Source organism: Salmonella sp. 2020_1395 (assembly GCF_043848115.1).
Taxonomy (GTDB): domain Bacteria; phylum Pseudomonadota; class Gammaproteobacteria; order Enterobacterales; family Enterobacteriaceae; genus Salmonella; species Salmonella enterica.
This window is the reverse complement of sequence record NZ_JBCMFH010000001.1, coordinates 323,031-343,103: the sequence shown is the minus strand read 5'-3', so window position 1 is coordinate 343,103 and position 20,073 is coordinate 323,031. Positions and strand designations below refer to the sequence as shown.

Annotated in this window: 18 protein-coding genes; 10 read left to right on the top strand and 8 right to left on the bottom strand. The window is 52.0% G+C overall.

Annotated elements, in window-relative coordinates; translation table 11 throughout:
* Positions 1-75: 75 nt before the first annotated feature.
* Positions 76-1,296, bottom strand: coding sequence for a sugar metabolism global transcriptional regulator Mlc (gene mlc, locus ACH0WD_RS01810; protein ID WP_000225092.1), 1,221 nt, complete (start codon positions 1,294-1,296; stop codon positions 76-78).
* 127 nt (positions 1,297-1,423) lie between these two features.
* Positions 1,424-2,323, bottom strand: a complete 900-nt coding sequence (locus ACH0WD_RS01805; RefSeq protein WP_001019577.1) for a LysR family transcriptional regulator — start codon at positions 2,321-2,323, stop codon at positions 1,424-1,426.
* A gap of 119 nt (positions 2,324-2,442) precedes the next feature.
* On the opposite strand from ACH0WD_RS01805, the gene ACH0WD_RS01800 reads away from it, so the two are divergent.
* Complete coding sequence (locus tag ACH0WD_RS01800) at positions 2,443-3,696, top strand: MFS transporter (RefSeq protein ID WP_000091785.1); 1,254 nt, start codon at positions 2,443-2,445, stop codon at positions 3,694-3,696.
* 66 nt (positions 3,697-3,762) lie between these two features.
* Here ACH0WD_RS01800 and ACH0WD_RS01795 read toward each other — a convergent pair whose 3' ends face one another.
* Entirely contained in the window at positions 3,763-3,855 is a 93-nt protein-coding gene (locus ACH0WD_RS01795; protein WP_001068154.1) for a KPN_01571 family protein, read from the bottom strand.
* Between the two features lie 235 nt (positions 3,856-4,090).
* On the opposite strand from ACH0WD_RS01795, the gene asr reads away from it, so the two are divergent.
* Together asr and ACH0WD_RS01785 are read left to right on the top strand one after the other, a co-directional pair.
* Positions 4,091-4,339, top strand: a complete 249-nt coding sequence (asr, locus tag ACH0WD_RS01790) for an acid resistance repetitive basic protein Asr (RefSeq protein WP_000756317.1) — start codon at positions 4,091-4,093, stop codon at positions 4,337-4,339.
* A gap of 268 nt (positions 4,340-4,607) precedes the next feature.
* Positions 4,608-5,429, top strand: a complete 822-nt coding sequence (locus ACH0WD_RS01785) for a serine protease (protein WP_000549647.1) — start codon at positions 4,608-4,610, stop codon at positions 5,427-5,429.
* 34 nt (positions 5,430-5,463) lie between these two features.
* Here the strand turns inward: ACH0WD_RS01785 and mdtI are convergent, their stop codons facing one another.
* Together mdtI and mdtJ are read right to left on the bottom strand one after the other, a co-directional pair.
* Complete coding sequence (gene mdtI / locus ACH0WD_RS01780; RefSeq protein WP_001183821.1) at positions 5,464-5,793, bottom strand: multidrug/spermidine efflux SMR transporter subunit MdtI; 330 nt, start codon at positions 5,791-5,793, stop codon at positions 5,464-5,466.
* Positions 5,780-6,142, bottom strand: a complete 363-nt coding sequence (gene mdtJ / locus ACH0WD_RS01775; protein ID WP_000500277.1) for a multidrug/spermidine efflux SMR transporter subunit MdtJ — start codon at positions 6,140-6,142, stop codon at positions 5,780-5,782. The genes mdtI and mdtJ overlap by 14 nt, the downstream gene beginning before the upstream one ends.
* A 417-nt stretch (positions 6,143-6,559) precedes the next feature.
* Here mdtJ and ACH0WD_RS01770 point away from each other — a divergent pair, with 417 nt between their 5' ends.
* Positions 6,560-7,594, top strand: coding sequence for an AI-2E family transporter (locus tag ACH0WD_RS01770; RefSeq protein ID WP_001118267.1), 1,035 nt, complete (start codon positions 6,560-6,562; stop codon positions 7,592-7,594).
* 174 nt (positions 7,595-7,768) lie between these two features.
* Here ACH0WD_RS01770 and pntB read toward each other — a convergent pair whose 3' ends face one another.
* Positions 7,769-9,157, bottom strand: coding sequence for a Re/Si-specific NAD(P)(+) transhydrogenase subunit beta (gene pntB / locus ACH0WD_RS01765; protein ID WP_000014056.1), 1,389 nt, complete (start codon positions 9,155-9,157; stop codon positions 7,769-7,771).
* 10 nt (positions 9,158-9,167) lie between these two features.
* Positions 9,168-10,697, bottom strand: a complete 1,530-nt coding sequence (pntA, locus tag ACH0WD_RS01760; protein ID WP_001219354.1) for a Re/Si-specific NAD(P)(+) transhydrogenase subunit alpha — start codon at positions 10,695-10,697, stop codon at positions 9,168-9,170.
* Between the two features lie 526 nt (positions 10,698-11,223).
* On the opposite strand from pntA, the gene ydgH reads away from it, so the two are divergent.
* Positions 11,224-12,168 (top strand): DUF1471 family protein YdgH, encoded by a 945-nt coding sequence (ydgH, locus tag ACH0WD_RS01755; protein WP_000769294.1) that lies wholly within the window; start codon positions 11,224-11,226, stop codon positions 12,166-12,168.
* 298 nt (positions 12,169-12,466) lie between these two features.
* Positions 12,467-13,849: an amino acid permease gene (locus tag ACH0WD_RS01750; protein WP_000412353.1), complete on the top strand. Its 1,383-nt coding sequence runs from the start codon at positions 12,467-12,469 to the stop codon at positions 13,847-13,849.
* 61 nt (positions 13,850-13,910) lie between these two features.
* Here ACH0WD_RS01750 and ACH0WD_RS01745 read toward each other — a convergent pair whose 3' ends face one another.
* Positions 13,911-14,246, bottom strand: coding sequence for a GlpM family protein (locus ACH0WD_RS01745; protein ID WP_000524877.1), 336 nt, complete (start codon positions 14,244-14,246; stop codon positions 13,911-13,913).
* Between the two features lie 126 nt (positions 14,247-14,372).
* Here ACH0WD_RS01745 and rstA point away from each other — a divergent pair, with 126 nt between their 5' ends.
* The 4 genes from rstA (at position 14,373) to rstB (ending at position 20,021) form a co-directional block, all read left to right on the top strand.
* Positions 14,373-15,104, top strand: a complete 732-nt coding sequence (rstA, locus tag ACH0WD_RS01740) for a two-component system response regulator RstA (RefSeq protein WP_001080048.1) — start codon at positions 14,373-14,375, stop codon at positions 15,102-15,104.
* Between the two features lie 479 nt (positions 15,105-15,583).
* Complete coding sequence (gene ompS2, locus ACH0WD_RS01735) at positions 15,584-16,750, top strand: porin OmpS2 (protein WP_000824318.1); 1,167 nt, start codon at positions 15,584-15,586, stop codon at positions 16,748-16,750.
* 152 nt (positions 16,751-16,902) lie between these two features.
* Entirely contained in the window at positions 16,903-18,609 is a 1,707-nt protein-coding gene (locus ACH0WD_RS01730; RefSeq protein ID WP_000928661.1) for an amidohydrolase, read from the top strand.
* A 110-nt stretch (positions 18,610-18,719) separates the two neighbouring features.
* Positions 18,720-20,021 (top strand): two-component system sensor histidine kinase RstB, encoded by a 1,302-nt coding sequence (gene rstB / locus ACH0WD_RS01725; RefSeq protein WP_000732942.1) that lies wholly within the window; start codon positions 18,720-18,722, stop codon positions 20,019-20,021.
* Positions 20,022-20,073: the final 52 nt, after the last annotated feature.

The window sequence follows — 20,073 nt, the reverse complement described above, 5'->3', positions numbered from 1 at the left end:
GTGGAGAAAGTCTAAGATATGGCAAGGGCAATCAGCTTGAGTTAGCGCAAATTTTTGTACAACAGTTAAAAAATGTTAACCCTGTAATAGACGAATCAACAAAGAGCCGTTATACATCGCGTCTTTTACCAACGCCGCCCCGGCCATCGTGCCCTGGTTGGTAAACTGCGTGCTTTCCACTACCGTATTCCTACTGTAGGCGGGCAGCGCCTGCTGACGGATACTGTCAGCAATGGCCGGAAAAAGGATATCAGCCGCTTTACTTAGCGGCGAACCAATAAGAATTTTTTGCGGATTAAATAAATTCACCATGATAGCCAGAATGCGTCCGACATGCGCGCCAACGCCGCTAATAATATCTTTTGCTAATAGATCTCCCTGCATCGCCGCCTGACACAGTGAATCTACCGTTAACGGCTGGCCGTGCAACATTGAACTCATCGATTGATTAAGCCGAAGCTGCGTAAGTTCCAGCACGCTATCGACGCTGGCGATGGTCTCCAGACAGCCATGATTACCGCAATAACAGCGCTTACCATAAGGATCGACCTGGGTATGCCCAATCTCTACCAGACTGCTACTACCCGCATGAAGCAAATGACCGTCGGTGATAACGCCCGCCCCCACATTATGATCAATCACCACCTGGATAACGTCGCGCGCGCCGCGTGAGGCGCCAAAAAGCGCCTCTGCCATCGTCCAGGCGCTAATATCATGCTGAATGTAAACCGGTACGCCGGTGTGCCGCTCCAGCGCATCTCCCAAAGGCATCTCTTTGACATCTTCGTAATACGGCATCCGGTGCACAACGCCGTTTTCGGTATCGATAATGCCCGGTAACGTAATGGCAATAGAGGTCAGACGCTCCAGTTTCTGCTGATGGCGGGTAAAAAACCGATCAACGTGCGTAATAATTCGCTCAAGCAACGGCGTGGCTTCGGTTAACGGCAGCGCCAGACACTCTTCTACCACCAGTTTGCTGCTAAGATCGCGTAGCGCAAGGAAAATTTCGCCACGGCTAATACGAATAGATAAATAGTGCCAGGCTTCCGTTTCCACCATCAGCCCGACGGCGGGACGTCCACGACTGCCCGCCTCTTTAATTTCAAGTTCCTGAACCAAATGCGCTTCCAGCATTTCGCGAACAATTTTCGTAATACTGGCAGGCGCCAACTGCGCCAGACGAGACAGGTCAATTCGCGATACCGGTCCGAGCTGATCAATCAGGCGATACACTGCGCCAGCATTGGTCTGCTTAATTTGATCGATATGCCCAGGCTGACTATCAGCAACCACCGCTCACTCCCTTTATTTTCGCGCTCCGAAATAATCTGTGTGCTATGGTGAAACACTTCAATACTCGCCGTCAACTTTTTGCTTAGCCGTGTGATTAACTGCACATTTTCACCCTTTTTAAGCGTAATTAATCCCGTCGGGCAGCCAGTAATAGCAGTTGGCAAAACCGCTGTACGGCATGACTCTGTTCATGATGCTTTGGCCATACCAGCCACATTTCAGATACGGCGTCCTCTTCCGCCAGGGGAACCCAGCGCATCTCGCTCATCTGTACACGCTTAAAGGATGCCGGCAGAATCGAGACACCCAGTCCCGCCGCTACCAGACCGATAATGGTCATTGCCTCGCCAACCTCCTGCGTGATGGTCGGCGACAGGTTATAGCGCCGCATCAGGCCGAGAATATCGTCGTAGAGGCCCGTCCCGACATGCGGATCGAAAAAGACGAAAGGTTCTTCCGCCAGTTCTGTCAGACTGACGACCGGCTTTTGCGCCAGCCGATGTTCGCGCGGGATCATGGCCATAAGCGGCTCATGCAAAATCACCTCGCGATTAAGTGTGTCGGGCAGCGGCGTATTCCGCAGCAAGCCAATATCCAGTACGCCTTCGTTGAGCGGCGCGATTTGCTCACGCGTATTCATTTCACGCGTTTGCATATGCACTCCCGGATAGGACTGGCGGAACAACGAAAAGGTATGCGATACCGCCCGAATAAAAGGCGCTGAAGACGTAAAGCCAATACGGATTTCGCCCGCTTCGCCCTGATGCAGCCGCTCGGCGCGAGCGGCGGCGTCGTTTACCAGACTCAGGATGTGTCGGCTATCCACCAGAAACTGTCGCCCGGCGGCGGTTAACGCTACGCTGCGGTTGGTCCGCGCCAGTAATCGCGCGCCGACCTGCTGCTCCAGAATTTGTATCTGCTGACTCAGCGGCGGCTGCGAGATATTGAGGCGCGCGGCGGCGCGACCAAAATGCAGCTCTTCTGCTACCGCCACAAAGTAACGTAAATGACGTAATTCGATATTCATATTTTTAACGTCTTATTTGAGACAATTAATATATTAGACAGAATATTTTGCTTTTTCTATGCTTTACATGTCGGTTATACCCGTCTCCTGTTGACGGAGATGTAAAGCAAGGATTTAACGTGAGTCGTACAACTATTCTCGATGACGCCACGGCGAGCGATATCGATGAACAATGCCATTCTCAGCCGGTTCAATTTATTAAACGCGGTACAGCGCCTTTCATGCGCGTCACGCTGGCCCTTTTTTCCGCGGGCCTGGCGACTTTCGCGCTCCTTTATTGCATTCAGCCTATACTACCGGTACTTTCCCAGGAGTTTGGCGTCTCCCCCGCCAGCAGCAGCGTTTCACTTTCTATTTCTACCGCCATGCTGGCTATCGGCTTACTTTTTACCGGCCCGCTTTCTGATGCGATAGGCCGTAAACCGGTGATGGTCACCGCCTTGTTATTAGCCTCCTGCTGCACATTGTTATCAACCATGATGACCAGCTGGCATGGTATTCTGATTATGCGTGCGCTGATCGGTCTGTCGTTAAGCGGCGTCGCCGCGGTGGGAATGACCTACCTGAGCGAAGAAATCCATCCCAGCTTTGTCGCTTTCTCCATGGGGCTCTATATTAGCGGTAATTCCATCGGCGGGATGAGCGGGCGTTTATTAAGCGGCGTCATGACCGACTTTTTTAACTGGCGCATCGCGCTGGCGGCCATCGGATGCTTTGCGCTGGCGTCCGCGCTGATGTTCTGGAAGATTTTACCCGCCTCGCAACATTTCCGTCCCACGTCGCTACGGCCTAAAACGCTATTTATTAATTTCCGTCTCCACTGGCGCGATCGGGGGTTACCTCTGCTGTTTGCAGAAGGTTTTTTACTGATGGGCGCGTTCGTCACCCTGTTTAACTACATTGGTTATCGCCTGATGCTCTCCCCCTGGGAATTAAGCCAGGCCGTGGTCGGACTGTTATCCGTAGCCTATCTCACCGGCACGTGGAGCTCGCCGAAAGCTGGCGCAATGACCTCACGCTATGGCCGGGGGCCGGTGATGCTGTTCTCTATCGCAGTAATGCTGGGCGGGCTTTTACTGACGCTTTTTACCTCGCTTTGGCTGATTTTTGCCGGGATGCTGCTTTTTTCCGCCGGCTTTTTCGCCGCGCACTCCGTGGCCAGTAGTTGGATTGGCCCGCGTGCGCGCCGGGCGAAGGGACAGGCCTCGTCACTTTATCTTTTCAGCTATTATCTGGGGTCCAGTATCGCCGGGACGCTAGGCGGCGTATTCTGGCATAGTTACGGCTGGAACGGCGTAGGCGGTTTTATCGCGCTAATGCTGGTGCTGGCCATCATGGTCGGGACGCGGTTACATCATCGTCTTCACGCCTGAAAAGAAATAATCCGGCGATAGCAACGTGCGCTATCGCCGGGCTGGTTTCACGCCACGACTCACTGTTTACCACAGACCTGTCAAGCTTGATACTCCCATGACTTCTCTGATTGCATCCAGCGCCAGAAGCGTAAATACCACCCAGATTATCGGATTCATATACGGTGTACTTGTTATTCTGGAGAGCGAATATTACCGACTCTGCGACCAAAAATAACGGCCGGTAACGTAAAGCTACCTATTATGGTGGGGGCTGACATCGCGTTACCGGGGGATTGTACATAGCGTTACATGCCGAAACCAATCACTCACGGAAGCCTTTTGATAACAGCGATATAGTCATTTCACCGGCCCCGCAGTGGGGTTGAATGAAAACCAAATCGAGGGTATCAAAATGAAAAAAGTATTAGCTCTGGTTGTTGCCGCTGCAATGGGTCTCTCTTCCGCAGCATTCGCGGCTGAGACTGCAACGCCTGCGAAAACCGCAACGCCTGCCAAAACAACCCAGACCACCCAGCACCACAAAAAGCAGCATAAGAAAACCGTTGAGCAAAAAGCGCAGGCGGCTAAAAAGCACCAGAAAAAAGGTGGTAAAGCGCCAGCCAAAACCACGTCAAAACCAACTACTCAACCGGCTGCGTAAGTCGTAACATGCTGCGGCGCGCCCCCGCGCCCGTTTTTACGGCGCTAAATTGTTCTGGTTTAGCGCCGCCTTCCGGGAGGGCAAAAAAGTGTCTCGCTACCGCTTTGAGCTCATTCTTATCGTGCTTATTTTATGCGCCGTTATTGCCACGCATTTCTATCTTTCCTGAGTGTAGTTATCTGATTTTACTCCCACTTTCTTACCGTCACGTCTATAGTAGTACTGAGGGTTTGTTGTTAATAATCATAATTACCCACCAGAGTGTGATATGCATAAAACCATTGCTGTATTACTGGGCATAGTGTGTTTTTTACCGGTTATGGCGAAAGCCAGGGGGGCTGAAACAGACGCCACGGATGCCAGCGACGTCAAAACGCTTTTTTTTAACCATGACGATCGGGTGCCCGTCGCCGATCCTACCCAATCGCCGTGGGATGCCATCGGGCAACTAGAGACCGCCAGCGGTAATTTGTGTACGGCAACACTTATCTCCCCGCATATCGCCCTGACAGCAGGTCACTGCCTGCTAACGCCACCGAAAGGAAAACCAGACAAGGCGGTTGCGCTGCGTTTTGTGGCGCGAAAAGGAGTATGGCGCTATGAAATCCACGGCATTGAAGGCCGCGTTGAACCGTCGCTGGGCCGACGCCTGAAAGCGGATGGCGATGGCTGGATTGTGCCGCCTGCCGCGGCAAGCTGGGATTTTGGTCTGATAATATTGCGCTACCCACCTTCCGGTATCACGCCAGTGCCTTTATTTACCGGCGATAAAGCGGCGCTCACTGCGGCGTTGAAAGCCGCAGACCGAAAAGTCACGCAGTCTGGTTATCCGGAAGATCATCTGAATGCGCTCTATTCCCATCAGGATTGCGTCGTGACCGGCTGGGCGCAGAATGCCGTACTCTCACACCAGTGCGACACGTTACCTGGCGACAGCGGCTCGCCGCTCTTATTGCACACGGATAGCGGATGGCAGCTTATTGGCGTACAAAGCTCCGCCCCTGCGGCTAAAGATCGCTGGCGCGCCGATAACCGCGCCATATCCGTCACCGGCTTTCGCGATAAGCTGAAAGCTCTGGCGCAGGATTAATGCGGGAATCGCTGCCTGACCGGCAGCGATCGTCTCAGGCAAATTTGATCATGACCATTCCGGCGAGCAGCAATATCACGCCAACCCAGCCTTTGGGATTTAAGCGCTGGCCGAAGAGCACCCAGCCCGCCGCCAGCGTGGCGGCAATACCAAAACCGCCCCATAGCGCATACGCCACCGACAGGTCTATCCCTTTAACCGCCTGGGAAAGCGCGCTGAAGGCGGCCAGAACAGCGGCAAGCGATAAGATGCCATAGCATTTACGGCGAAAGCCGTCCGAAAATTTCAACAGTACGTTAGCCGCGATTTCCAGCATTATTGCCAGCCCAAGCCAGGCGCCGTGTATCCATTCAAATTGTTGCACGAGCCGCCTCCTTCACCGGTTTGCCGGGTTTACGCGTCCCTGATTTGATCAATACGATGCCGGCGACCAGCGTCAGCAAGCCGGCAATCTTCATGGTTGATAATGCTTCATCAAATAGCAGCACGCTAAAAATGGTAATAAATAAAATGCCGATCCCTTCCCATAAGGCATACGCTACACCCAGGGCAATCTTTTTTACCGCAAAAGAAAGAAATATATATGACAGCGTGATCATCACCAGCATTAAAATAAAACCCGCATTGCCATTACCCACGCTAGCCCATTTCATTGAGAGCGTGCCGGTAATTTCAGTCGCGATAGCCAGAGCTAATAAAATCCAGTAAAACATGACACTTCTCCTGCATGAGAATATACTCTTTCGAGTCTGCTGCACGCAGCAAACTAAAAAATAAAATCAGTTAGCACAGCGCATTGCGCCAGCTCAGGCAGAAGTGAGAGACTAAAGTGCGTTACGCCAGTGCTGCTCGCCGATAAGCAGGAAAAAGGAGGTAGAGTGAAGATGCGTTTGCGTGGAGAAAAAAGCGCTGAACATATTGTCCATAATATTACAATTATCCGCAGTGTTGCTTCTCGTCATCGCGGATGATAATTGTCCTCGGTAGTTGAACACGCCTGATTTGTATCATAAGCCAGGAATTAACTCAAAATATTTTCACTTCTTTACCTGAAGTGTTTGATTTTAACCAGAACAGGTCGACCGACATCACATTATTATTCGTGTCGGCATCAGAAAACAGGGACTGATATGGCAAAACCGATCATCACGCTCAATGGTCTAAAAATCGTCATTATGCTGGGAATGCTGGTAGTTATTCTGAGCGGTATCCGCTTCGCCGCAGATATCATTGTTCCCTTTATTTTGGCGTTATTTATTGCAGTCGTTCTCAATCCCGTTGTGCAACGGATGACCCGATGCCGAATTCCGCGCGTTATCGCCGTATCATTGCTCATTGTGATTATTGTTATGTTAATGGTACTGCTACTGGCCTATTTGGGGACATCATTAAATGAACTGGCTCGTACCCTACCGCAATATCGCTCCTCATTGGTGATACCGTTGCAACGTATTGAACCGTGGTTACAGCGAGCAGGCATTGGCGTGTCGGTTGATGAGCTGGCGAAATATATCGATCCAAACGCCGCCATGACTCTGGTAACGAACCTGCTCACCCAACTGTCCAATGCCATGTCGTCCATCTTTTTATTGTTATTGACCGTGGTATTTATGCTGCTGGAGGTTCCACAATTGCCTGAAAAACTGCAGCAGATGATGAGCCGTCCGGCGGAAGGCATGGCGGCAATTCAACGCGCGCTTGATAGCGTTTCCCATTATCTGGTGTTAAAAACAGCGATCAGTATCGTGACGGGGCTGGTCGCATGGGGAATGCTGGCCGCGCTGGATGTTCGCTTCGCCTTTGTCTGGGGTCTACTGGCCTTCGCGCTGAACTATATCCCTAATATTGGATCTGTGCTCGCTGCCCTGCCGCCCATTATTCAGGTGCTGGTATTTAACGGGTTTTATGATGCGCTGCTGGTGCTGGCAGGCTATCTGCTGATTAATCTGGTCTTCGGCAATATCCTTGAGCCACGTATCATGGGACGTGGTTTAGGCCTTTCAACCTTAGTGGTATTTTTGTCGTTAATTTTCTGGGGCTGGCTATTAGGTCCGGTGGGCATGTTGCTCTCCGTTCCGTTAACCATCATTGTCAAAATCGCCCTCGAACAGACCACCGGCGGGCAGAGTATCGCCGTTCTGCTTAGCGATTTAAACAAAAGATAAAATGCAATACATACACAAAATCATTCAAGATGCATCGCGTCGGCAAGGGAAGAAATCCCCGGGAGCATAGATAACGATGTGACCGGGGTTTCTGAGCGCAGCCAACAAAGAGGCAGCTTAAAGGATGAAGTTTATAAAAACGGCCTCCGAAGAGGCCGCCGCACGTTTAAAAGATTAAAGCGCTTTCAGAATTGCATCCACGCTGGCTTTGGCATCGCCAAACAGCATTTGCGTATTCTCTTTAAAGAACAGTGGGTTCTGCACACCAGCATAACCGGTATTCATTGAACGCTTAAAGACCACGACATTCTGTGCTTTCCACACTTCGAGAACCGGCATACCGGCGATCGGGCTGCGGGGATCGTCTTGCGCCGCCGGGTTCACCGTATCGTTCGCGCCAATCACCAGCACGGTATCGGTATCGGCGAAATCATCGTTGATCTCGTCCATTTCCAGCACGATGTCATAAGGCACTTTCGCCTCCGCCAACAGCACGTTCATATGCCCCGGCAGGCGACCCGCCACCGGATGAATGCCGAAACGCACGTTGATACCGCGTGCACGCAGTTTTTCGGTGATTTCCGCCACCGGATACTGCGCCTGCGCCACCGCCATCCCGTACCCCGGCGTAATAATGACGGAGTGGGAGTTTTTCAGCATCTCAGCGGTCTCTTCCGCCGTAATTTCGCGATGTTCGCCAGCTTCCTGATCGTCGCCCGTTGAGGAGCCGTCGGTACCGAACCCACCAGCAATAACGCTGATGAAAGAGCGGTTCATCGCTTTACACATAATGTAAGACAGGATCGCGCCTGACGAACCGACCAGCGCGCCGGTCACAATCAGCAAATCGTTGCTCAACATGAAGCCAGCCGCCGCGGCAGCCCAACCGGAATAGGAGTTCAGCATTGAAACAACCACCGGCATGTCCGCCCCGCCGATAGAAGCGACCAGATGCCAACCAAACGCCAGCGCGATAATGGTCATCAGCAGCAGCGCCAGAACCTGTAGACCCACGCTTTCGGTACGAACAAAAACCAGCAGCAACAGGAAAGAAACAACCAGCGCCGCCAGGTTCATTTTGTGACGGTTAGGCAACATCAACGGCTTAGAAGAGATTTTGCCGCGCAGTTTACCAAACGCTACGATCGATCCAGTGAAAGTGACTGCGCCAATAAAGATACCGAGGAAGACTTCGGTCAGATGGATATTCACCAGCACCGGCGCCAGACTGGCGTCATGGTACAGATAGCTGTTAAAGCCAACCAGTACCGCCGCCAGGCCCACGAAACTGTGCAGAATCGCGACCAGCTCCGGCATCTCGGTCATCTCAACTTTTTTCGCCATGCGGATGCCAATCGCGCCGCCAATAATCATGGCGACCAGAATCCATGCCACGTTGCCGGTATCCGGCCCGAAAATGGTCGCCAGCAACGCGATCGCCATCCCGGCAATACCGAAGTTATTCCCCTGGCGGGACGTTTCATGCTTTGAAAGCCCGGCAAGACTGAAAATAAACAGGATCGCGGCAACAATGTATGCAGCTGTAACTAATCCTCCAGACATGTGTTACCCCTTAGTTTTTCCGGAACATTTTCAGCATACGCTGAGTCACGGTGAAGCCACCGAAAATATTAATGCTGGCGATAAGCACCGCGATAAAGCTCAGGAAGCTGACCCAGCCGCCCTGACCAATTTGCAATAATGCCCCGACAACAATAATCCCTGAAATTGCGTTGGTCACCGACATTAATGGCGTATGAAGCGCATGAGACACGTTCCACACCACGTAATAACCAACCACGCAGGCGAGCGCAAACACGGTAAAATGGCCGAGGAACTCTTTTGGCGCGACATCGGCCAGCCAGCCAAAAAGAATGATCGCCAGCGCCATTAACGCATACTTCCGCCAGGGTGAAGCGGGCTTTTCCGGCTCTTTTGGTGCAGGTGCTGCTTTAGGCGCGGCCTGTGGCTGCGCGGAAACCTGGATTGGCGGCGCAGGCCAGGTAATGTCGCCGTCGCGAATCACCGTCACGCCACGGATCACGACATCGTCAAAATCCACGTCAATATTGCCGTCTTTCTCTTTGCACAGCAGCTTCAGCAGGTTAACCAGGTTGGTGCCATAAAGCTGGGATGACTGCGTCGGCAAACGCCCCGGTAGATCGGTGTAGCCAATCACTTTTACGCCATTGTCCGTCGTCACAACCTGATTGGCGACGGTATATTCGCAGTTACCGCCATTCTGCGCGGCCAGGTCGACAATCACGCTGCCGGCCTTCATAGAATCGACCATATCGCGGGTAATCAGCTTCGGCGCTGGTTTGCCCGGAATCAACGCGGTGGTAACGATGATATCGACCTCTTTGGCCTGGGCGGCAAAGAGCGCCATTTCCGCTTTGATAAACGCCTCGGACATCACTTTGGCGTAACCATCGCCGCTACCGGCTTCCTCTTTAAAATCCAGTTCGAGGAACTCAGCCCCCATACTCTGGACCTGCTCTTTGACTTCAGGACGAGTGTCAAACGCGCGGACAATCGCCCCCAGGCTGTTTGCCGCGCCGATAGCCGCAAGACCGGCAACGCCCGCGCCAATCACCATCACCTTCGCCGGCGGCACTTTCCCGGCGGCGGTGATTTGGCCGGTAAAGAAGCGCCCAAATTCATGCGCGGCCTCTACAATGGCGCGATAACCCGCGATATTCGCCATTGAGCTTAACGCGTCGAGCGACTGCGCGCGGGAAATACGCGGCACGGAGTCCATCGCCATCACCGTGACCTTACGTTCGGCAAGTTTCTCCATTAACCCAGGATTTTGCGCAGGCCAGATAAAACTGACCAGCGTAGTCCCGGGGTTCAGTAAAGCGATTTCATCTTCTTCAGGCGCATTAACCTTGAGAATAATTTCCGACTGCCAGATAGCATTGCCGTCTACAATATCCGCGCCAGCCTGCGCAAACGCTTTGTCGTCAAAACTTGCCAGTTGACCCGCCCCGCTTTCGATAGCGACGCTAAACCCCAGCTTCAGTAGCTGCTCTACCGTTTTCGGCGTCGCAGCGACACGGGTTTCATTGGGTAACCGCTCTTTTGGTATGCCAATTCGCATAAATGTTCCCTTCCATCGGTATTTTTGATGATGGTTTGTCAGTAAGCGCGAGAAGCGTACGCCTGCCCGCGTTTGAGGTAAATGTTACCCCAGCAGAATAAAACCGTTACAAACTCTCTATAACCTACTGAAAATAACGCCTGTGATCTAGCGCCAAAAAACAGAATTTTTTATCAAATTTGCAAAACATGAACGATTCAGCCGCTAAGCAGCCATAATGCCTTGAAAATGGCCTGCGAGGGCTGATAATTCGCTCAAATTTGACAGCAAAACATCATTAAACCCCTGGTGAGATCAAGAAATTAACATTAAATTAACTTATTAAATTTATGCGCTTCATTAGCTTAGCCGCCCGGACGCCGTTTTTTTCGACATATCGGCAAATGTTATCATCAAAGATAGGATACATGACACGATGCGTGAAAAATCCCGCAGACATCCATATGGTTTAAATGCAATAATCAGCCACGTTTCTAGTCAATAACAATACCAGTACCTGGTTTGCGCAAGGCGAAGGATTATTTTTATGAAGCTTAAGAACACTCTCCTGGCGTCGGCTCTGCTTTCTGCGGCTGCTTTTTCTGTCCATGCAGCAACAGAACTGACGCCGGAGCAAGCGGCTGCACTAAAACCTTATGACCGCATCGTTATTACCGGTCGTTTTAATGCTATTGGCGATGCGGTCTCCGCCGTGTCCCGCCGCGCAGATAAAGAAGGCGCAGCCTCCTTCTATGTTGTCGACACCTCGGAGTTCGGCAACAGTGGTAACTGGCGTGTTGTGGCGGACGTGTATAAAGCCGACGCGCCGAAAGCCGACGCGCCCAAAAATCGTGTCATTAATGGCATCGTGGAATTACCGAAAGACCAGGCCGTACAATTAGAACCGTATGACACCGTCACCGTTCAGGGCTTCTACCGTAGCCAGCCGGAAGTTAACGATGCCATTACGAAAGCGGCGAAACAAAAAGGCGCATACGCTTTCTATATTGTTCGTCAGATAGATGCGAATCAGGGCGGAAACCAGCGCATCACTGCATTTATCTATAAACAAGATGCGAAAAAACGCATCGTCCAGAGCCCGGACGCTATTCCGGCAGACTCTGAAGCTGGCCGCGCCGCGCTGGCTCAGGGCGGCGAAGCTGCGAAGAAAGTCGAAATTCCAGGCGTCGCCACGTCAGCCTCGCCGAGCGCCGAAGTAGGCCGTTTCTTCGAAACGCAATCCTCCAAAGGCGGGCGTTACACTGTCACACTACCGGATGGCACAAAAGTTGAGGAGCTGAATAAAGCGACGGCTGCGATGATGGTGCCTTTCGACAGCGTTAAGTTCACCGGCAACTACGGCAATATGACAGAAATCTCCTACCAGGTCGCCAAACGCGCGGCGAAGAAAGGCGCTAAGTATTATCATATTACGCGTCAGTGGCAGGAGCGCGGCAATAACATCACCATCAGCGCCGACCTCTATAAATAAGGCGCGCGTCGCCATCAGGCTTTCTCGCCGGATGGCGGCATACCTGCCTTATCAGGCCTACACAATCGTTCAACGGCAGGCCTGATAAGCCGCCATCCGGCACTTTCTCGCGGGATGCCAGTTCCGTCAAATATCGCGATGAATCTCACTTTTCGCTTTTTTGGCGATAAATCTTATCCAGGCCGTTGCATGCGGTCCCTTCTCTCCGTAAAATCCCGCGCCTTAGTGGCTTTCACCATTTTTATGCGTTTTGCCATAATAATTATTCTTCCAATTTCATTTTTATAGCTGGATACCAATGGAAAAAAAACTGGGACTGAGCGCGCTGACCGCGCTGGTTTTAAGCTCAATGCTTGGCGCAGGTGTTTTCAGCCTGCCCCAGAATATGGCCGCCGTTGCCAGTCCGGCTGCGTTGTTAATTGGCTGGGCCATTACCGGCGTGGGGATACTCTTACTGGCATTCGCCATGTTAATCCTCACGCGCATTCGCTCCGAGCTTGACGGCGGTATCTTTACTTACGCCCGCGAAGGCTTCGGCGAACTGATTGGCTTTTGTTCTGCCTGGGGCTATTGGCTGTGCGCGGTCATCGCCAACGTATCCTATTTGGTTATCGTTTTTTCAGCGCTGAGTTTCTTTACCGATACGCCTGCCCTGCGTCTGTTTGGCGACGGTAATACCTGGCAGGCTATTGTCGGCGCTTCAGTCCTGCTCTGGATTGTCCATTTCCTCATCCTGCGCGGCGTACAAACGGCAGCCAGCATCAATCTGGTTGCGACTCTGGCGAAACTGTTGCCGCTCGGCGCGTTTATTGTGCTGGCTATCATGATGTTCAAACTGGATACCTTCACACTGGACTTCACTGGTGTTGAACTCGGTATTCCCGTATGGGAACAGGTCAAGAACACCATGCTTATTACGCTGTGGGTGTTTATTGGCGTTGAAGGCGCCGTCGTCGTCTCGGCCCGAGCGAAAAATAAACGCGATGTAGGCCGCGCCACGCTACTGGCGGTACTCGCAGCGCTGGGAATATATCTCCTGGTCACGCTGCTTTCTCTTGGCGTTCTTGCGCGTCCGGAACTGGCGGAGATGCGCAACCCGTCGATGGCCGGTCTGATGGTGAAAATGATGGGGCCGTGGGGAGAAATTATTATTGCAGCGGGACTGATTGTGTCTGTCTGCGGGGCTTATCTAAGCTGGACTATCATGGCGGCGGAGGTGCCGTTTCTGGCGGCAGCCTATAAATCCTTCCCGGGCATCTTCGCGCGACAAAATGCGCAAGGCGCGCCTTCTGCGTCGTTATGGCTCACCAATATCTGTGTGCAAATCTGTCTGGTGCTGATCTGGCTGACCGGTTCGGACTACAACACACTATTGACGATTGCGTCAGAAATGATTCTGGTGCCCTACTTTCTGGTCGGCGCATTTCTGCTGAAGATTGCAACACGTCCCCTCCATCGGGCGGTCGGTATCGGAGCCTGTATTTATGGCTTATGGTTATTATATGCGTCGGGTCCCATGCACCTGCTGTTGTCCGTCGTGCTGTACGCGCCTGGATTACTGGTTTTCCTGTATGCGCGTCGGACGCACAAGCATGACAACGTGTTAAATCGTCAGGAAGTCGTGCTGATTGGTTTATTGCTGGTCGCAGCGGTTCCGGCTACGTGGATGCTGGTGGGTTAACGACCACCCCATCGTAATACATACGGATATTACGATGGGGAAACCACTGCCTTTGCCAATACTAATGCCATTTAATCCAGCAAAAAATCAGCAGCCACGCGCTTAGCCCCCAGCAGACCACCGCACCGCCAAGCGCGACGGGCAGGCGCATCACGCCGCTGAAATACCATAGCGTTGCAAGATAAATGAAATAAGGAATGATCGACCACATGCTAAAGACGATGGTGGTACGCATCGCGTCGATGCCCCGCTCGCTGGCCACGATATAGTGCGCGATAAGCGCAAACGTTGGAAACAGAGGAATTAATCCGGCGATATAATAATTTTTCGTTTTTGACAGCAGACCAATCAATACGACGACCAGCGCCCCCAGGGCAGCTTTAATCACGAGTCCCATTACCTTGCCTTAACACGCTAATAACAACAGCGTGTAGCATAACGGAACCGCTCTCGTTTAGAAAAGATTTATGGAAGGGAAAACAGAGGCGGTGTATGTTGGCGTTTTCTATTCTCCATTTATAATATGAACCGCATTGTATTTGTTGAAGACGACGCTGAAGTGGGTTCTCTCATTGCCGCTTATCTGGCGAAACATGATATTGATGTCATTGTTGAGCCGCGTGGTGACCGGGCGGAGGATCTTATCCTCACCACTCAGCCCGACCTGGTTTTACTGGATATTATGCTTCCAGGTAAAGATGGCATGACGATATGCCGCGATTTACGCCACCGCTGGCAAGGCCCGATTGTCCTGCTCACCTCGCTGGACAGTGATATGAATCATATTCTGGCGCTGGAGATGGGCGCCTGCGACTACATCCTCAAAACCACGCCTCCGGCCGTTTTGCTGGCGCGTCTGCGCTTACACCTGCGGCAAAGCGAACAAACGCAACAGGCAAAAAGTCTTCAGGAGAGCGCGCTTACGCCGCATAAAGCGCTGCGTTTTGGCGCGTTAACCATCGATCCCCTTAACCGGGCGGTCCAGCTCAATGGCGATTTCATATCGCTCTCCACCGCCGATTTTGAATTGCTCTGGGAACTGGCGACACACGCCGGACAAATTATGGATCGCGACGCGTTGCTAAAAACGCTGCGCGGCGTCAATTATGATGGTCTGGATCGCAGCGTGGATGTGGCGATTTCCCGCCTGCGTAAGAAACTGCTGGATAGCGCTGCTGAGCCCTATCGTATAAAGACCATTCGCAATAAAGGCTATCTTTTTGCCCCTCATGCCTGGGACGAAACGACGGGATAAGTTAGCCGACAGATTTTACCTGCCTTTATCAAGTCATAGTGGCGATGCTCATCACCGCCACTGTTCAAAAAACAGACATTGTATAAATGGATGCTATTTTTATTAGTCGGAACAGCCCCTTTATTACCGTTTTCTCTGCGTTGCGGTTCATGATTACGTCTTTTTCGCTCAAGAAAATTAAATTAAAAAAACTCGAAGCCAGTTCACAAAATTGATAACAGAATGTCTGCCCGCCGCTATATTGCCATCTTTTTTCGCAAATTGTGAAATAAAACAAATCACAACCATGAATATATAATAACAAATATATTCACCATAAATATATGCGTTTCCGATAGTAACTTTTGTATTAATTAATAACATATAAGAAAAGTTAGCATTTGCTGAAATAATATTATTCAGATTAGGATGCCTTTGATTCAACGAATCTGTAGAAGTTCAATCTTTTGCAAATAAGTTAAGTTTTTAAGGATAAAAAAATGAAAAGAAAAGTATTGGCACTTGTCATCCCGGCTCTGCTGGCTGCTGGCGCAGCACACGCCGCTGAAATTTATAACAAAGACGGCAACAAACTGGACCTTTACGGGAAAGTAGACGGCCTGCACTATTTCTCTGATGACTCTTCTAAAGATGGCGATCAGACCTATATGCGTGTAGGCTTTAAAGGCGAAACGCAGATTAACGACCAACTGACCGGTTACGGCCAGTGGGAATATAACGTTCAGGCTAACACTACCGAAGGCGAAGGCGCTAATTCCTGGACTCGTCTGGCATTCGCCGGCCTGAAATTCGGCGACTACGGCTCATTCGACTATGGTCGTAACTACGGCGTCCTGTACGACGTGGAAGGCTGGACCGATATGCTGCCTGAGTTCGGCGGCGACTCCTATACTTACGCTGACAACTACATGACCGGTCGTGCTAACGGCGTGGCCACCTACCGTAACACTGATTTCTTCGGTCTGGTAGACGGTCTGAACTTCGCGTTGCAATATCAGGGTAAAAATGAAAGACAAAGCGCTGACGATGTAAATATCGGTACCAATAACCGTAATGATAGCGACGATATTCGTTACGATAACGGTGATGGCTTCGGTATTTCTACTACCTATGATATTGGTATGGGCTTCAGCGCAGGCGCTGCATATACCACTTCCGATCGTACTAATGAGCAAGTCAATGCTAGCAGCACGATTGCTGGCCGCACGATTGCTGGCGGCGACAAAGCGGATGCATGGACAGCTGGCTTGAAATATGATGCCAACAACATCTATTTAGCGACTATGTATTCTGAAACCCGTAATATGACGCCTTATGGTAAAACGGACAAGGGTTATGATGGCGGCGTAGCAAACAAAACGCAAAACTTCGAAGTTACAGCCCAATATCAATTTGATTTCGGTCTGCGCCCGGCGGTTTCTTTCCTGATGTCTAAAGGTAAAGATCTGACCTATAACAACGTTAATGGCGATGATAAAGACCTGGTTAAATATGCTGATGTAGGTGCTACCTACTATTTCAACAAAAACTTCTCCACCTATGTTGATTATAAAATCAACCTGCTGGATGACGACGACCCGTTCTATAAAGATGCCGGTATCAGCACTGATGATATCGTCGCGCTGGGTATGGTTTACCAGTTCTAATTATTCATTAACTCTTCTCAAGCCCGCCGTTTCGGCGGGCTTTTCTTTTTTCATTACCACCGTTCTAAAAACAGAACGCACTGTTCCCTGGGCACAGATTGAACAATTCTTGTTCGCTCTCTATGGTTTGCTTATCGCCCGACAAAAGGAACATGCTAATGATCAGTCTCGTCCCGCCTCTGCTTTCCAGAACCGCGCTTCTCTTTCTGCTCATGGCCACAGGCGCAGCCACCGCCGCCCGCCCGGCAGCGGATATTATTTTGCATAACGGTAATATCATCACTCTGAATGATGCCCAGCCGCAGGCCAGCGCGCTGGCGATTTCCGGCTCGCGGATTGTGGCGATTGGCGATGATACGGCGACAAATGAATGGCGCGGCGACCATACCCGTACCATCGATTTACAGGGTAAAACCGTGATACCCGGCCTGACCGATACCCATATCCACGCCATTCGCGGCGGACAAACCTGGACATTCGAAACCTACTGGTACGACAGCCCTTCGCTTAAAGACGCGCTGGATAAATTACGCGCCGACGCTAACCGTCGTCCCCACGATCAATGGGTAGCCGTAGTGGGATCGTGGATACCGGCGCAATTTGCAGAAAACCGGGCGCCGACGGTAGCCGAATTGAGCCACGCCCTTCCCGATCATCCGGCTTATATTCAGTATCTGTACGACTATGCGTTAGTGAATCAGCGCGGTATAGACGTACTTGGCCTTAACGACACCCCTCCTCCTGATTTAGCGGGAATCCGCGTAGAGCGCGACGCAAAAGGTAGCGCCACGGGGAAATTATTTGCTGACATCGCCGCGTTCAATCAGCTTTTTGCCAGCATAAGTAGTAACGCCGATCGTGAGGGTGGTCTGCGGCAATTTTTCGCTGATATGAACGCTCGCGGCGTGACCGGCATCATTGACCCCTCTGCCGGGCCTGCCGCCGCTTATGAGCCTTTATTTGCAATGCGAAACCAGGGGGATTTACCGCTGCGCGTGGGGTATCGCATTCCGGTACAGCCAGAAGCGAAAGGTCATGAAGCGCAGTGGTTCAGCAACCTGATGGCCTTTCGCCCGGCGCGTGCCGATGACGGGCAACTGGCTTTTCTTGGCCTGGGGGAAAGCCTGGTGGCCGGAATGAATGACGGCGTGCGGATGGCCCCAGGGTTTTCTTCCTCAGAACAGGACAAAACCGCGCTTCGCCAGGTCGCGACGTTTGCGGCAAAACGGGGAATACCGCTTGAGATCCACGCCTATACCGATGACAGCGCCGACGCGATATTGACGATTTTTGAGCAGGTAGCGCAGCAGTACGATCTGCGCCCTCTCCGCTGGTCTATTGCGCACCTGAATACCGGTTCGCCACAGACGCTTGAGCGAATGCGTAAGCTGGGTCTGGCATACACTGTGCAAATGGGGCCTTACTTTGAGGGGCTTGCCATCCGTGACGCCAATCCACCCGGCGCGACGGACAATTCGCCGCCGGTTCGACTGGCGCTGGATAAAGGGCTTGTCGTGGCTGGCGGCACCGATTCGACGCGTATTGGCATTGCCGGTGTCTGGCACGCTATCGAATATCATATCACCGGTATAGCGTCAGGCGGTTCCGTGCGTAAACCCGCCAGCGAGCGGCTCACGCGTCTGGAAGCGCTAGCGTTATATACACGTCATGCCGCCTGGCTCGCCTTTGCCGAACAACACCGGGGCCAGCTTAGCGTCGGAAAACAGGCCGATCTGGCGGTACTCAATCAGCCATTTATGACGATGCCCGAAGACAGAATTGATACCATTCGCGCTGTTTTGACGCTTGTCGATGGACGCATTGTTCACGAAAGTCCGGACCTTAACGCCGGACAATGAGGTTGTCAGTTGACGCAAAGCCTGCTTTTATAACCCACCAGCGGCGCTGACGAGAAATCTTTTCCGCCAGCGCCGCGATAGAGTTAATGTGTTGATATCCGGTGGCGTTGATGAAAAAGCTGTTTGTGCAGTTTTACCTTTTGCTGTTCGTCTGTTTTCTGGTCATGACCTTATTGGTCGGACTGGTGTACAAATTCACCGCCGAACGCGCGGGCAGACAATCGCTCGACGATCTGATGAAAAGTTCGCTCTATCTGATGCGCAGCGAACTGCGGGAAATTCCGCCGCGTGAATGGGGGAAAACGTTAAAAGAGATGGACCTGAACCTCTCTTTCGATTTACGCGTTGAACCGTTAAATCACTATAAGCTTGATGCCGCCACCACGCAGCGGCTGCGTGAAGGCGATATTGTCGCGCTTGACGATCAATACACCTTTATTCAGCGTATCCCACGCAGCCATTACGTCCTGGCGGTCGGCCCGGTTCCCTACCTCTATTTCCTGCATCAAATGCGACTGCTGGATATCGCCTTAATGGCGCTCATTGCCTTTTCTCTCGCCTTTCCTGTGTTTATCTGGATGCGCCCGCACTGGCAAGAAATGCTCAGGCTCGAATCCGCCGCGCAGCGCTTTGGCGAGGGTCATTTGACTGAACGCCTGCACTTCGATAATGGCTCCAGTTTCGAACGTCTGGGCGTCGCGTTCAACCAGATGGCGGATAACATTAATGCCCTGATCGCCAGTAAAAAACAGCTGATTGACGGTATCGCCCATGAGCTTCGCACGCCGCTGGTACGTTTACGCTATCGGCTTGAAATGAGTGAAAATCTGACACCGCCGGAATCACAGGCGCTCAATCGCGATATTGGTCAACTGGAAGCGCTGATTGAAGAACTGCTCACCTATGCGCGCCTTGACCGACCACAAAATGAACTGATGTTGACCGAACCCGACCTCCCCGCCTGGTTGCTCGCGCATTTGCAGGATGTGCAGAGCGTGACCCCGGAACGCGCCGTAAACCTTCTCACATGTGTAATCGGCGATTATGGCGCGCTTGATATGCGGTTAATGTCGCGAGTGCTGGATAACCTGCTGAATAATGCGTTGCGCTACAGTCATACCACCGTTCAGGTCAGTCTGTTACTCGACGGCAGTCAGGCAACGCTGATAGTCGAAGATGATGGCCCCGGCATTGAAGCGGATGCGCGTGAGCGCATATTTGAACCTTTTGTCAGACTCGACCCCAGTAGAGACCGGGCGACAGGCGGCTGCGGGCTTGGACTCGCCATCGTACACTCTATCGCCCTGGCGATGGGCGGTAGCGTCGTCTGTGACGAGAGCGAACTGGGCGGCGCAAAATTTAGCTTTCGCTGGCCGGTCTGGCACGCGATGCCCGACATGACCGCTGCCTGACGCATTTTGCACGCTGGTTGAGCGGCGGGAACTGTGCTATACAGATAGTATG